The 13,223-nt window shown below is 65.1% G+C and carries 14 protein-coding genes; 6 read left to right on the top strand and 8 right to left on the bottom strand.

What is annotated here, in order from left to right; translation table 11 throughout:
• Positions 1-11 precede the first annotated feature (11 nt).
• The gene (locus AB4851_RS19995; RefSeq protein WP_414451177.1) at positions 12-1,010 is read left to right on the top strand and encodes a GlxA family transcriptional regulator; all 999 of its coding nucleotides are present in this window, start codon (positions 12-14) and stop codon (positions 1,008-1,010) included.
• 19 nt (positions 1,011-1,029) lie between these two features.
• On the opposite strand, the gene AB4851_RS19990 is transcribed toward AB4851_RS19995, so the two are convergent.
• Entirely contained in the window at positions 1,030-1,875 is an 846-nt protein-coding gene (locus AB4851_RS19990; RefSeq protein ID WP_414451176.1) for a LuxR C-terminal-related transcriptional regulator, read from the bottom strand.
• 66 nt (positions 1,876-1,941) lie between these two features.
• Here AB4851_RS19990 and AB4851_RS19985 point away from each other — a divergent pair, with 66 nt between their 5' ends.
• Positions 1,942-2,658, top strand: coding sequence for a 16S rRNA pseudouridine(516) synthase (locus tag AB4851_RS19985; protein ID WP_414451175.1), 717 nt, complete (start codon positions 1,942-1,944; stop codon positions 2,656-2,658).
• A gap of 144 nt (positions 2,659-2,802) precedes the next feature.
• Positions 2,803-2,991 (top strand): hypothetical protein, encoded by a 189-nt coding sequence (locus AB4851_RS19980; protein ID WP_414451174.1) that lies wholly within the window; start codon positions 2,803-2,805, stop codon positions 2,989-2,991.
• Here the strand turns inward: AB4851_RS19980 and AB4851_RS19975 are convergent.
• Entirely contained in the window at positions 2,984-4,069 is a 1,086-nt protein-coding gene (locus AB4851_RS19975) for an NAD-dependent epimerase/dehydratase family protein (protein ID WP_414451900.1), read from the bottom strand. The two genes, AB4851_RS19980 and AB4851_RS19975, sit on opposite strands and share 8 nt — an antisense overlap.
• A gap of 26 nt (positions 4,070-4,095) precedes the next feature.
• On the opposite strand from AB4851_RS19975, the gene AB4851_RS19970 reads away from it, so the two are divergent.
• From AB4851_RS19970 to AB4851_RS19960, 3 genes are all read left to right on the top strand, one after another.
• Entirely contained in the window at positions 4,096-5,127 is a 1,032-nt protein-coding gene (locus tag AB4851_RS19970) for a CDP-6-deoxy-delta-3,4-glucoseen reductase (protein ID WP_414451173.1), read from the top strand.
• Positions 5,128-5,431: 304 nt separating this feature from the next.
• Positions 5,432-6,616: an acetylornithine transaminase gene (locus tag AB4851_RS19965; RefSeq protein WP_414451172.1), complete on the top strand. Its 1,185-nt coding sequence runs from the start codon at positions 5,432-5,434 to the stop codon at positions 6,614-6,616.
• Positions 6,617-6,638: 22 nt separating this feature from the next.
• The gene (locus AB4851_RS19960; RefSeq protein ID WP_414451171.1) at positions 6,639-7,091 is read left to right on the top strand and encodes a GNAT family acetyltransferase; all 453 of its coding nucleotides are present in this window, start codon (positions 6,639-6,641) and stop codon (positions 7,089-7,091) included.
• Between the two features lie 94 nt (positions 7,092-7,185).
• Here the strand turns inward: AB4851_RS19960 and AB4851_RS19955 are convergent, their stop codons facing one another.
• The 6 genes from AB4851_RS19955 to ispH form a co-directional block, all read right to left on the bottom strand.
• A complete protein-coding gene (locus tag AB4851_RS19955) occupies positions 7,186-7,902 on the bottom strand; it encodes an ABC transporter ATP-binding protein (RefSeq protein WP_414442866.1) in 717 nt (238 codons plus the stop codon).
• Positions 7,902-8,675, bottom strand: coding sequence for an ABC transporter ATP-binding protein (locus AB4851_RS19950; protein WP_414442867.1), 774 nt, complete (start codon positions 8,673-8,675; stop codon positions 7,902-7,904). The genes AB4851_RS19955 and AB4851_RS19950 overlap by 1 nt, the downstream gene beginning before the upstream one ends.
• Positions 8,676-8,699: 24 nt before the next feature.
• The gene (locus AB4851_RS19945) at positions 8,700-9,872 is read right to left on the bottom strand and encodes an ABC transporter permease subunit (protein ID WP_414451170.1); all 1,173 of its coding nucleotides are present in this window, start codon (positions 9,870-9,872) and stop codon (positions 8,700-8,702) included.
• Positions 9,873-9,883: 11 nt separating this feature from the next.
• Positions 9,884-10,834: a branched-chain amino acid ABC transporter permease gene (locus AB4851_RS19940; RefSeq protein WP_414442869.1), complete on the bottom strand. Its 951-nt coding sequence runs from the start codon at positions 10,832-10,834 to the stop codon at positions 9,884-9,886.
• A 211-nt stretch (positions 10,835-11,045) separates the two neighbouring features.
• The gene (locus AB4851_RS19935; protein ID WP_414451169.1) at positions 11,046-12,047 is read right to left on the bottom strand and encodes a hypothetical protein; all 1,002 of its coding nucleotides are present in this window, start codon (positions 12,045-12,047) and stop codon (positions 11,046-11,048) included.
• Between the two features lie 193 nt (positions 12,048-12,240).
• On the bottom strand, positions 12,241-13,221 hold the full coding sequence (ispH, locus tag AB4851_RS19930) for a 4-hydroxy-3-methylbut-2-enyl diphosphate reductase (RefSeq protein WP_414442871.1): 981 nt from the start codon (positions 13,219-13,221) through the stop codon (positions 12,241-12,243).
• Between the last annotated feature and the right edge of the window lie 2 nt (positions 13,222-13,223).

Below are 13,223 nucleotides of genomic sequence, written 5' to 3'. Positions count from 1 at the left end.
AATAAGACTGCATGCCACTGAATAAAACCCTCGATCAGAAGCGCCGAATTGGGTTCGTGGTATTCGATGGCGAGCTATTCATGGACGTGATCGGGCCGCTCGAGGTCTTTACCGTCGCCACCGCGTGCCTCGCCGGCCAGGGCCGCGCCGATGCCGGCTACGAAGTCGAATTGATCGCACCGAAAGCGGGCCCGGTCACGAGTTCGTCGGGCCTCAAGCTCTATGCGGAACGCGGTTTTTCGGACACGGATCTGGCGCGCTACGACACGTTGATCGTCGGTGGGTCGGGCAACATGTCGATCATCGAAGACACCGCACGGGCGCTGCGTCACTGGTTCACCGATGCGGACGGCAAAGTCCGGCGCATCGTCTCGACATGCACCGGCACCTTCTTTCTCGCCGAAGCGGGCCTGTTGAACGGCCGCCGCGCCGTCACGCACTGGCGCGAATGCGACAGGCTCGCATCGCTCTATCCGCAAGTGCAGGTGGATCGCGATCCGGTCTTCATCAAGGACGGTCCGGTCTATACCTCGGCCGGCGTGACGGCCGGGCTGGATCTCGCGCTCGCGCTCGTCGAGGAAGACTTTGGCCGCAAGATTTCGCTGGCGGTGGCGCGCCTGTTCGTGATGTTCCTGAAGCGCCCCGGCGGGCAGTCGCAGTTCAGCGCGTTGCTCAATGCGCAAATGGTGGAAACCGATCCGATCAGCCAGGTGCAGCAGTGGCTGCTGGCGAATCTCGATCAGAACCTGACCATCGAAACCCTGGCCGAACGCGCAGCGATGAGCCCGCGCAATTTTGCCCGCGTGTTCACGCGCGCGACCGGCTCGACACCCGCCGAATTCGTGATTCGCGCGCGCGTCGAAGCGGTCAAACGTTGCCTGGAAGATTCGAACGATTCGCTGCTGCTGATTTCCGAGCGCTGCGGCTTCGGCAGCACCGAAACCTTGCGGCGCAATTTCCAGCGCTACGTGGGCGTCAGCCCGCTCGATTACCGGGCGCGCTTTCGTTGAAGCGAATCGGCGCGCCCGCTCACGGCAACAGCTTGCGCGCTACGGTCAGCAACTCCACGGCGTTGCGCACGCCGAGCTTCTTCATCGCATTGGCCTTCTGCGCGCTGATCGTGTTCTTGCTGCGCTTGCGCAGCACCGCGATTTCCGTGACGGTCAGCCCCTTCGCCCACATCCGCATCACTTCGATTTCGCGTACCGACAAATCCGCCACGCCACCGCACGCCGTGCTCGCACCGAACGGCCCGCTCGGCAACGACACGCTGGTTGCGTCGAACTCGAAATGGCGCGCGCCATCCTGCACCTTGTGGATCAACGCAGCGACATCGACCAGATCCTCGCCGCATTTGCGCACGAACGCATGCGCACCGAGTTTGAAAATGCGGCTGACGATCGGCATCTGAGCGTGCGTCGACATGAAGATTGTCCTGACCCCGAGATACGAGCGCACGATGCGCTCGACGAGTTGCAGGCCATCCGGTTGCGCATCGTCGCCGAAGTTGTAGTCGCAGATCAGCGTGCAACGGGGGTAGCGTTCAACAGCGGCGTAGATATCTCGCACCGCGCCGACGGATGCGACCACGGCGATGCCGGGCTCGCTCTCGAGCAATCGCATCAGGCTGTATCGCATGATGGGAAAGCAATCGGCGATGACGACCTCGATGAACCGTCCCTCCCTGGCGACCGGCTCGCACCGGTCGCGCTGCTCCATTCCCGATCCATTGTGTTTTTCGTATATCGATCGTGCGTGCATGATTATTGTCGGCTTTGCGCTTTGCCGCGATGACCGCCCCGAAGCGGCAAGGCTGCACACGCCCATAAAATTAATAGTTGAATCATAGGCAGGCGGCGTGAAATATTCGGACAAGCTTCACACGAAAACTGCCAGCGCCGCGCAGTGGGCCGATGTGCCGCTTGTTACAATGCGCGCGCCATGAAACTCGAAACCATCCTCTTTTCCCAGGGCTTCGGCTCGCGCCGCCAGTGCCGCGCACTCGTGGACACCGGCCGCGTATCGATCGGCGGTGCCGCATGCGACGACGCCGATGCGGCGTTCGATACCGCAGGCCTCGACTTCGAGGTGGACGGCACGCGCTGGCCCTATCGCGAGCGCGCCTATCTCGCGATGAACAAACCGGCCGGCTACGAGTGCTCGCACGATCCGCAGCATCACCTGAGCGTCTTCTCGCTGTTGCCGCCACCATTCGCGGCGCGCGGCGTGCAATGCGTCGGCCGGCTCGATCAGGACACCACCGGCCTGCTGCTGCTGTCCGACGACGGCCAGTTCGTCCACGCCTACACGTCGCCCAAGCGCAAGGTGCCGAAAACCTACGTGGCCGAAGTCAGGCACGCGCTCGACGACACGCAACTCGCGGCGCTGCGCGGCGGCGTGCTGCTGCATGGCGAACCGAAGCCGATCGCGGCGGTCGCGGCGAATGCGCGCGGCGAGCGCACGCTCGAACTGACCGTGCTGGAAGGCAAGTATCACCAGGTCAAGCGGATGGTGGCGGCCTCGGGCAATCGCGTCGAGGCGCTGCATCGGGAACGGATCGGCGGCTACGGGTTGCCGGCCGACCTCGCGCCGGGCGCATGGCGTTGGCTCGACAGCACCGATCTGGACTCGCTGCGCGCGGTGCCCTCCGCCGGCTGAAACCGGCTGCCCACCTCGCGGGGCCATGGCGTTGCGCGCATCAGACGGTGTCGCCGCATTGCAGCATGGACGTGCGCCGTTGCGTCGCTATACTCGAATCACAACGATAAAAAACGAGCAAACCGCGAGGCCCTGGGGAAGATCATGAACGTCAACAATCCGATCGAACTGTCATCCATGGTGCTGATATTCGCCGTGATGGGCGTTATCGCCATCGGCGCGTTGCTGGTCGTCATGCGACTGCGGCATCGCTACGATCCGAACCTGATCGGCGCCTTGATCGGCGCCCTGCTCTGTTTCATGTTGATCGAGGCGCTGCCCGCGATCATCTGAGCGAGCCGAGTTCGCTGTCCGGCGAAATCGTGCGCAGGAAATCGTCCACCGTGGGGTAACGCAGCGCCACGCGCAGTTCGCGCTTGAGCCGCCGGTTGACGAGTCGCCGCGATTCCCGCATGAATGACAACTGCACGGGTTCGAGCCGCGTCTCGGCTTCGGCGCGCGTGATGCGCGGCGGGCTGGCGCGGCCGCTCGCCCGCGCGACGCGCTCGAAATACTCCCCCATCTTCATCTCGGTGTCGTCCGACGCGAGCACCACGCGCGACGGCAGGCCGCGCACGGCAGCGGCCAACAGGATGCGGGCCAGATCGTCGGCGTGAATGTGGTTGGTATACACGTCGTCGGCATCGACCAGCGCCGGCGTGCGGCGCTCCAGCCGCGCGATCGGCAGGCGGTTGGCCGCGTAGATGCCCGGAATTCTCACGATCCGGGCAGCGAGCGCACCGCGTGCGGTCGCCCGCCGCAGTTGCCGTTCGGCCGACACGCGCCGCACGGCACGCGCGTTGGCCGGGCGCACCGGGCGCGTTTCGTCCACCCGCGCGCCGCCGCAATCGCCGTACACGCCGCTCGTACTGGCATAGACAAGCGCGGGAGCCGGCCGAATCCCCTCGGGTACAATACGCGCTGCCTGAAACGGCGCGCCGGCCGCTCGCAAGCGGCCCACGGCCGCGGCGCCAGCCGGCCTGGCCGGCCCGCGCCGCGCACCGTGCCGGGCGCCGAGCGCCGCGATCAAGGCGCGCGTGCGCCGATCGTCGTTGCCCGACGCTTGCGGCGGCGCCAGGTGCAGCACCCGATGCGCGATGCCGCCGAGCCGCGCGAGCGTACCCCGGCGGTCCAGATCGCCGATCATCGGCACCGCGCCGGCTGCCGCCAGCTCCGCCCGGCGGGCCGGCTGGCTCGTCAGCGCGATGATTCGCGGCGGGCAGGCCCGCGCGCGCAACTGTTCGACGCAGCGCATGCCGACATCGCCGCAGCCGACGATCAGTACGCGCGAGCGGCGCAGGATTCGTGTCGCAATCATGGTGTTACCGGAATTCGTAGCGCAATCATTGTAGCCGCCGTGCCCGATTCGCACGGTCCCCACTTTTGGTTCATGGACTTATGGCATTCAACGTAACCCTCAAGCAAAGCGGCCGGCAATTCCAGGTCGAGGCCGAAGAAACCGTGCTGGCGGCCGCCCTGCGGCAGAACGTGCATCTCCCGTATGGTTGCAAGAACGGTGCGTGCGGCTCCTGCAAGGGGCAGATCGTGCAAGGGCAGGTCGAGCAACGCCCGCATGCGGCGTCGGCGCTGTCGAACGACGAGCGCACGCGCGGGCTGGCCCTGCTCTGCTGCGCGAGCGCACAGTGCGATCTCGAAATCGACGTACGTGAAATCGCCGGCGTGGACGGCGTGCAGGTCAAGAAGCTGCCGTGCCGCGTCAACGCGATCGAGCGCAAGGCCGACGACGTCGCCGTGCTGAAGCTGCAACTGCCGGCCAACGAGCGCTTGCAGTACCTGGCCGGCCAGTACCTCGAATTCATCCTGAAGGACGGCTCGCGCCGCAGCTACTCGATGGCCAGCGCGCCGCACGAGGAAGGCCCGGTCGAGCTGCATATCCGTCACATGCCCGGCGGCAAGTTCACCGATCACGTGTTCAACACCATGAAGGAGCGCGAAATCCTTCGCTTCGAAGGCCCGCTCGGCACGTTCTTCCTGCGCGAGGATTCCGAGAAGCCGATCGTGCTGCTGGCCTCCGGCACCGGCTTCGCGCCGATCAAGGCGATCATCGAGCATGCCCGGCACAGCAATTTCACGCGCCCGATGCGCCTGTACTGGGGCGCGCGCCGCAAGAAGGACATCTACATGTTCGAGCTGGCCGAGCAATGGGCGCGCGAGATCCCGAATTTCCGCTTCGTGCCGGTGCTGTCCGAGCCCGACGCCGGCGACGCCTGGGCAGGCCGCACCGGCTTCGTCCACCGCGCCGTGGTCGAGGATCTGCCCGATCTGTCCGGTCATCAGGTCTACGCCTGCGGCGCGCCGGTGATGGTCGAATCGGCCCAACGCGATTTCACGGCCCATCACGGGCTGCCGGCCGACGAGTTCTACGCCGATTCGTTCACGAGCGCAGCCGACCTCGCGAACGCCGTCTGAGCGGCGCGGCCGGCGTCTCGCCCACGCGACGCGCCGGCCGAAAATCCCCGCGCGACATGCGTTTGTCGCAACCGCGCGGTTTACTTATCGCCACGTCATGCCTTATGCTTGCGCCATGAACCGCTTCCTGTCCGCCCTCCGACGTCGCCGCTCGCCGCATTGCACGGATGCCGCCGGCTCGTCACGGACGCACGCGTAACCAGTACCCGTTACGCCCAAGCTGTTCGAACTACCAAGCCACGGCATTCCGTGGCTTTTTTATTGTCCTTTTTTCCCCTGTCGCTACCCGCTGGAGCCCGCAGCCATGCCTTTGAACGATTATCCGATCGACTCGCTGATGTACATCACGACCCGCCCCGACCTCGTGTTCACGCACGGCAAAGGCTCGTGGCTCTACGATCACAACGGCAAGCGCTATCTGGATTTCATCCAGGGCTGGGCGGTCAACAGCCTGGGCCACTGCAACGAGGGCGTCGTCGAGGCGCTGAAAAGCCAGGCCGAGCGCCTGCTGAACCCGTCGCCGGCCTACTACAACGAGCCGATGGCCAAGCTGGCCGGCCTGCTCACGCAGCACAGCGTGTTCGACAAGGTGTTCTTCACCAACAGCGGCGCGGAAGCCAACGAAGGCGCGATCAAGCTCGCGCGCAAGTGGGGCCGCAAATTCAAGAACGGCGCGTTCGAGATCATCACGTTCAACCACAGCTTCCACGGCCGCACCATCGCCACCATGTCGGCCAGCGGCAAGCCGGGCTGGGACACGATCTACGCGCCGCAGGTGCCGGGCTTCCCGAAGGCCGAACTGAACGACATCGCCTCGGTCGAGCAACTGATCACCGACAAAACCGTCGCCGTGATGCTCGAACCGATCCAGGGCGAAGGCGGCGTGATCCCGGCCACCCCGGAATTCATGCAGCAACTGCGCGCACTGACCCAACAGCACAACCTACTGCTGATCGTCGATGAAGTGCAAAGCGGCTGCGGCCGTGCCGGCACGCTGTTCGCCTACGAACTGTCGGGCATCGCGCCGGACATCATGACGCTTGGCAAGGGCATCGGCAGCGGCGTGCCGCTGGCCGCGCTGCTGTCGACGGCCGAGGTGGCGGTGTTCGAGGCCGGCGACCAGGGCGGCACCTACAACGGCAACCCGCTGATGACGGCGGTCGGCTACTCGGTGATCTCGCAACTGGTGGCGCCGGGCTTCCTCGAAAGCGTGCGCGAACGCTCTGAATACCTGAAGCAGAGCTTGCTGACACTGTCGGCGGAGCGCGGCTTCCAGGGCGAGCGCGGCGAAGGGTTGCTGCGCGCGCTGCTGCTCGGCAAGGACATCGGCCCGCAGATCGTCGAGAAGGCGCGCGACATGGGCCCGGACGGCCTGCTGCTGAACGCGGCCCGCCCGAACCTGCTGCGCTTCATGCCGGCGCTGAACGTGACGAACGCGGAAATCGACCAGATGATGGCGATGCTGCGCTCGATCCTCGACACGCTCTGATCGAACCATGACGAGGCTCGCGATGCATGCCGACGACGACGTGACGATCCGGATCTTCGACCGTGCGGACACCGAAGCGGTGATCGCGCTGTGGTGCGAAGCGTTTCCGAGCTACACCGATACGAGCACGCCGCATCGCGACCCACGACGATCGATCGACATGAAGCTGGCGGCGCAGCCCGAGCTGTTCTTCGTGGCATTTCGCGACGCGCAATTGGTCGGCACCGTGATGGTCGGCTACGACGGCCACCGCGGCTGGCTCTACTCGTTCGCGGTGGCGGGCGCGGCGCGCCGGCTCGGCATCGGCCGCGTGCTGATGGCGCACGCCGAAGCCGCGCTCGCGGCACGCGGCTGCACCAAGATCAACCTGCAGGTGCTGCCCGAGAACGACGAGGCCTGCCGCTTCTACGAAGCGCTCGGCTATCGCGTCGAGCCGCTCGTGTCGTTCGGCAAGCGGCTTCCGCTGCCGGCCTGACGGGCCGCCCTCGCCTGCCCGGGCGAGCGGCAAAAACAAAAGGCCGCCGCGGTTTCCCGTGGCGGCCTTTTTCATGCAGGCAAGGTCTGCCCGCTTACTCGCCCAGATACGCTGCGCGCACCTTCGGATCGTCGAGCATGTCCTTCGCGTTGCCTTCCATCGTCACCAGCCCCGAATCCATCACGTAGCCGCGGTCGGCCGCCTGCAGCGCCAGACGTGCGTTCTGTTCGACCAGCAGCACCGTCAGGCCTTCCTTCGAGATCTCGCGCACCACCTCGAAGATCTTCTCGACCATGATCGGCGACAGGCCCATCGACGGCTCGTCCAGCAGCAACAGCTTGGGCTTGCTGATGATCGCGCGCGCCATCGCCAGCATCTGCTGTTCGCCGCCCGACAACGTGCCCGCGAACTGCGTCGCGCGCTCCCGCAGGCGCGGGAAGAAGCCGAACATGCGCTCGATGTCCGACTTGATGCCTTCTTTGTCCTTGCGCAGGTACGCGCCCATCTGCATGTTTTCGAGGATCGACATGCGCGCGAAGATGCCCCGGCCTTCCGGCACCATCGCCAGGCCGCGCTTGAGCAGCTCGTGCGCCGGGACGCCCTTGATCGAGGCGCCTTCGTACGTGATGTCGCCGCCCGAGAACGGCTTCAGGCCCGTGATCGCCTTCATCGTGGTGGTCTTGCCCGCGCCGTTCGCGCCGATCAGCGTGACCAGCTCGCCCTGGCGAACTTCCATGTCGACACCCTTCACCGCCTGGATGCCGCCGTAGTTCACCTGCAAGCCCGAAATCTTCAACATTGCCGCTGCCATCAGTGCACCCCTGCGCCGAGATATGCCTCAATCACCTTCGGATCCTTCTGCACGTCCTGCGGCAGACCCTCGGCGATCACCTTGCCGTAATCGAGCACCGTCATCCGGTTGCACAATCCCATCACCAGCTTCACGTCGTGTTCGATCAGCAGGATCGTCTTGCCATCCGAACGGATCTTGTCGAGCAGGCTCGTGAGCTCGACCTTCTCGGTCGCGTTCATGCCGGCTGCCGGCTCGTCGAGCGCGAGCAGCTTCGGATCGGTCGCCAGCGCGCGGGCGATCTCGAGACGGCGCTGGTGGCCGTACGAGAGGTTGCGCGAGGTGTAGTCGGCATACTTCAGCACGCCCACGTAATCGAGCAGCTCGATCGCGCGTTCCTTGATCTCGCGCTCTTCACGGCGCTCCGACGGCGTCTGGAACACCGCGCCGATCAGGCCGTGACGGGTGCGCACGTGGCGCCCCACCATCACGTTTTCCAGCGCGGTCATGCCGCCGAACAGGCGGATGTTCTGGAACGTGCGCGCAATACCGGCCTTCGCCACTTCGTGCACCGCGGTCGGCGTGTAGTTGGTGCCGTCCAGCTTGAAGTCGCCCGAATCCGGCGTGTACAGGCCCGTGATCACGTTGAAGAAGGTGGTCTTGCCGGCACCGTTCGGGCCGATCAGGCCGTAGATCTCGCCCTGGCGGATCTGCAGGCCGACGTCGGACAGCGCCTGCAGGCCGCCGAAGCGCTTGTTGACGCCCTGCACGGACAGTCGAATGTTGTCGCTCATTGCTTGGTTCTCCGTATCCGTGCGTTACGCGCGCACTGCCGTCTTCTTGCCGTTGCGCTTGGTCAGCTTCGCGATCCTGTCCTCGTGCTTCGGCGCGGGCCACAGGCCTTCCGAGCGGTACAGCATGATCAGCACCATCGCGAGGCCGTACAGCGCCTGACGGATCACTTCGGTATCGACGATTTCATGGCCGAACAGCGCGTGCTGCAGCGGGCCCATCGTCGAGCGCAGCACTTCCGGGAACACGGCCAGCAGCACCGCGCCAAGGATCACGCCCGGGATGTGGCCCATGCCGCCCAGCACCACGCAGGCCAGCACCACGATCGATTCCCAGAACGTGAACGATTCCGGCGACACGAAGCCCTGGAACGCGCCGAACATCGAGCCCGACAGGCCGCCGAACGAGGCGCCCATCGCGAACGCCAGCAGCTTCACGTTACGGGTGTTGATGCCCATCGCCTTGGCGGCGATTTCGTCTTCGCGAATGGCGGCCCAGGCACGGCCGATACGCGAGTGTTGCAAGCGCGTACAGATCCAGATCACCAGCAGCGAGCAGATCACGAACACGTAGTAGTACAGATAGACCGACGTGATCGTGAGGCCGAACAGCGAGTGCGATTGCGACAGGTTGAAGCCGCCGAAGTGCAGCGGCGCCACGCCCGTGATCCCCTGCGGCCCGTTCGTGATGTTGACCGGACGGTCGAGGTTGTTCATGAAGATCCGGACGATTTCCCCGAAGCCCAGCGTCACGATCGCGAGGTAGTCGCCGCGCAGGCGCAGCGTCGGCGCGCCGAGCAGCACGCCCGCGAGCGCGGCCACCGCCATCGCCACCGGCACCACCACCCAGTACGGCGTATGCAGGCCGTTCGGGAACATCGCCGCGATCCATGCGAACTGCGTGGTCAGGTGCGGCGAGGTCAGCAGCGCGGCGACATAGGCGCCCACCGCGTAGAACGCGATGTAGCCGAGGTCCAGCAGGCCGGCGAAGCCGACCACCACGTTCAGGCCCAGCGCGAGCATCACGTAGAGCATCGCGAAGTCGAGCACGCGCACCCAGTAATTGCCGCCGGCGGCGCCGATCACGAACGGCGCGGCGGCAACGAGAATCGCCACCACGATGCCGACCGTGAGGGTCTTGGCCAGGTTGCGCTCCTCGACCAGCGTGGTCGAGGTTTCGATCGGTTGAATGGAAGTCATGGAGGGTCTCCTTATGCGCGGTCGGCCACGCGTTCGCCCAGCAGGCCGGACGGACGGAACACGAGCACGATGATCAGCACCACGAACGCAAACACGTCCTGGTAATTCGAGCCGAACACACCGCCCGTCAGGTTGCCGATGTAGCCGGCGCCAAGCTGTTCGATGAGGCCGAGCAGCACGCCGCCCACCATCGCACCGCCGAGGTTGCCGATCCCGCCCAGCACGGCGGCGGTGAACGCCTTCATGCCGGGGATGAAGCCCATGTAGAAGTGCACGTTGCCGTATTCGGACGCGATCATCACACCGGCCAGCGCCGCGAGCGCGGAGCCGATCATGAAGGTGGCCGAGATCACGAAGTTCGGGTTCACGCCCATCAGGCTGGCGTTGTTCGGGTTTTCCGAGATCGCGCGCATCGCACGGCCCAGCTTGGTCTTGTGCACCAGCAGCAGCAGGCCCGCCATCACGAGGAACGCCACCGCGATGATCACGATTTCGGTCGGCGAAATCACGGCGCCCGGCGTCGCGTCGGTGGCCTGGATCACGTTCAGCGGGTTGGTCGACAGCAGTTGCGGGAACGGCAGCGGGTTACGCGACCAGATCATCATGCCTGCCGTCTGCAACAGGATCGACACGCCGATCGCGGTGATCAGCGGAGCGAGACGCGGCGCGCGACGCAGCGGCCGGTAGGCGATGCGCTCGATCGCGAAACCCACGATCGAGCACACGGCCGCGGCGATCACCAGCGCGATGGTCAGCGTGGCGACGTTGCCGAGGCCCGGAAAGTGGTTCTGCAGCACGGTGATCGCGGACAACGCCACCATCGCGCCGATCATCAGCACGTCGCCGTGCGCGAAGTTGATGATGCCGAGAATGCCGTACACCATCGTGTAGCCCAACGCGATGATGGCGTAGACACTGCCGAGCACCAGTCCGTTGATGACCTGCTGGACAAAAATATCCATTTAAAGCTCCTTGGTCCGTGCGATCGGGGAGACGCTGCTCGACGCGGGTAGGCGACGGATAGGCGCTCTCGACAGCACTGCGGGTACGAATAAATACCGGTAAGGGTGATGACATCCCGGCGCGCGGTACGTGGCCTGTACAACCTCGTCCGCCACCGGGATGGGTACAAAACGGCGTCGCACGGGTTCGGCGCCGTCACGAGTCCCGTCGCTACATCTCCACGACATCGAGGACGGTAATCCTGGCCTCCCTGAAGTCGTTAGGCATCCTTGCACCCAAGGCCGCCGCATTCCGCATGTCCGCGCCGAGGTGCGCGCAGGCCGCCGGACGGCGTGCGAACGGGCGACGTGGAACGGACATGAGGTAAGTGGCGCGCGCTTCGATGCGCTCGTCCTGCCGGCTCGCGGTCCGGCATGACCGTGCGGCTTGCCGCGTCGGCCTGAGCTCGGCGATGCCGGCGTGATGCCCGGCGGCCGATCCACCGTTCGACGATGCGAGCGCATCGCCGAGACGGCGAGGTTGCCGCGTCGCGCGGTACGCGATCGCGGCCGGCACGGCGACGTGCTGCGCAACGCCGTGCCCTGCTGCCCCGATATCGGGCATGCCGACGCACACTCCCGGTGCAATCGAATCGGCATCCCGTTCCCCCGATGGTGCAACCACGGTCGCAACCGCCGGGCGATTCAAGAAAAACGTATTTCGCACAATACCCAAACCATCCAAAAAGCCGAGACGATGGGCCGGGACATGCCGTACCGTCGCGTGTGTCGCGCCAGCCGCCCCAAGCCTTTCCATCCATTGAGCAATTTTCATGCCAATTTGATGGGTGACCGCTTCCGCCTGCCACGCCGGAACCGCAGAGCGATCCCGCGCGGCGCACCGGTCACGCGAATGCATTGCTTCGATCGTCAAACAGACCTCGTTATCGTTCTGCTTCCCGTTTGCCGCGCCCCGTCGAACCGGCCGAACCGAATCGGTCCGGCACGCGTTTCCTGCGTCGGTGCACTCTGCCGCACCCCGCTCAACCGCTGCGCGACGCATTGCAACCCCGCATGCCACGAACAGGGCGACGGCCAACTTGTGCTGCATTAAATCGGTCTCCTGCGCATCGCAAAATCCTTGTCTGCAATGCATTTCGGCCTGAAAACGCGCGCATTGTAACTCCAATTTATAGATAACCAATATTCCTGATTCGACAGGGTTTTCCTGCATTGCAACCGTTTTTTTGCGAAGCGTCCGCAAAAATATCGCAACCTGGTTGCACTACATGCGAAGCAAACGGTTGCAAAACGAAATATCGGCACAGAAAAACAAAAAGCGCGCCGGAGGGCGCGCTTTTTTAGCGGGGACCGCACCGGAAAATATCCGGCCGGCCGAGAGGCGGAGAGAGGCGGAAGCGGGCCGCTTACGCGGCGGGCGGCAGATTGAGGCCGCGCGGCAGCGGGAACGAGACGTTCTCCTCGATGCCTTCGAGCGCGCGCACGTTGCGCACACCCAGTTCGCGCAGGCGCGCGATCACGGCCTGGGCCAGCACCTCGGGCGCCGACGCGCCGGCCGTCACGCCGATGCGGCGCTTGCCGGCCACCCACGCCGGGTCGATCTGATCCGGCGAATCCACCATATAGGCGTCCACACCGCGTTTTTCCGCGACTTCGCGCAGCCGGCTCGAATTCGAGCTGTTCGGGCTGCCGACCACGATCACCACGTCGCATTGCGGCACCATGAATTTCACGGCGTCCTGACGATTTTGGGTCGCGTAGCAAATGTCCTGCTTCTTCGGCTCGCGGATCGCCGGGAACTTGTTCTTCAGCGCGGCGATGATTTCGGCGGCATCGTCGACCGACAGGGTGGTTTGCGTGACGAGCGCGACGCGCTCCGGATCGGGCAGCTCCAGTGCGAGCACATCCTCGACGCTCTCGACAAGGTGCATGCCGCGTTCGACCTGCCCCATCGTGCCTTCGACTTCCGGATGGCCCTTGTGGCCGATCATGACGATGTCGACGCCGTCCTGGCGCATCTTCGCCACTTCGACGTGCACCTTGGTGACGAGCGGGCAGGTGGCGTCGTAAATGCGCAGGCCGCGCACGTCGGCCTCGTCGCGCACGGCCTTCGACACGCCATGCGCGCTGAAGATCACCGTGTTGCCCGACGGCACTTCCTCGAGCTCCTCGACGAAGATCGCGCCCTTCTTCTTCAGATCCTCGACCACATATTTGTTGTGGACGATTTCGTGGCGCACATAGATTGGCGAGCCATGCATCGCAATGGCGCGCTCGACGATCTCGATCGCGCGATCGACGCCGGCACAGAAGCCGCGCGGCTGAGCGAGCAGGATTTCGGCGTCGGCGGCAACGGTCTGGCCGGACAGCGTATCGGTTGTGCTCATGG

Source organism: Burkholderia sp. 22PA0099, from assembly GCF_047497165.1.
GTDB lineage: Bacteria > Pseudomonadota > Gammaproteobacteria > Burkholderiales > Burkholderiaceae > Burkholderia.
Note: the sequence above shows the minus strand (reverse complement) of the source record. Positions and strands in the feature narration are given on the sequence as shown.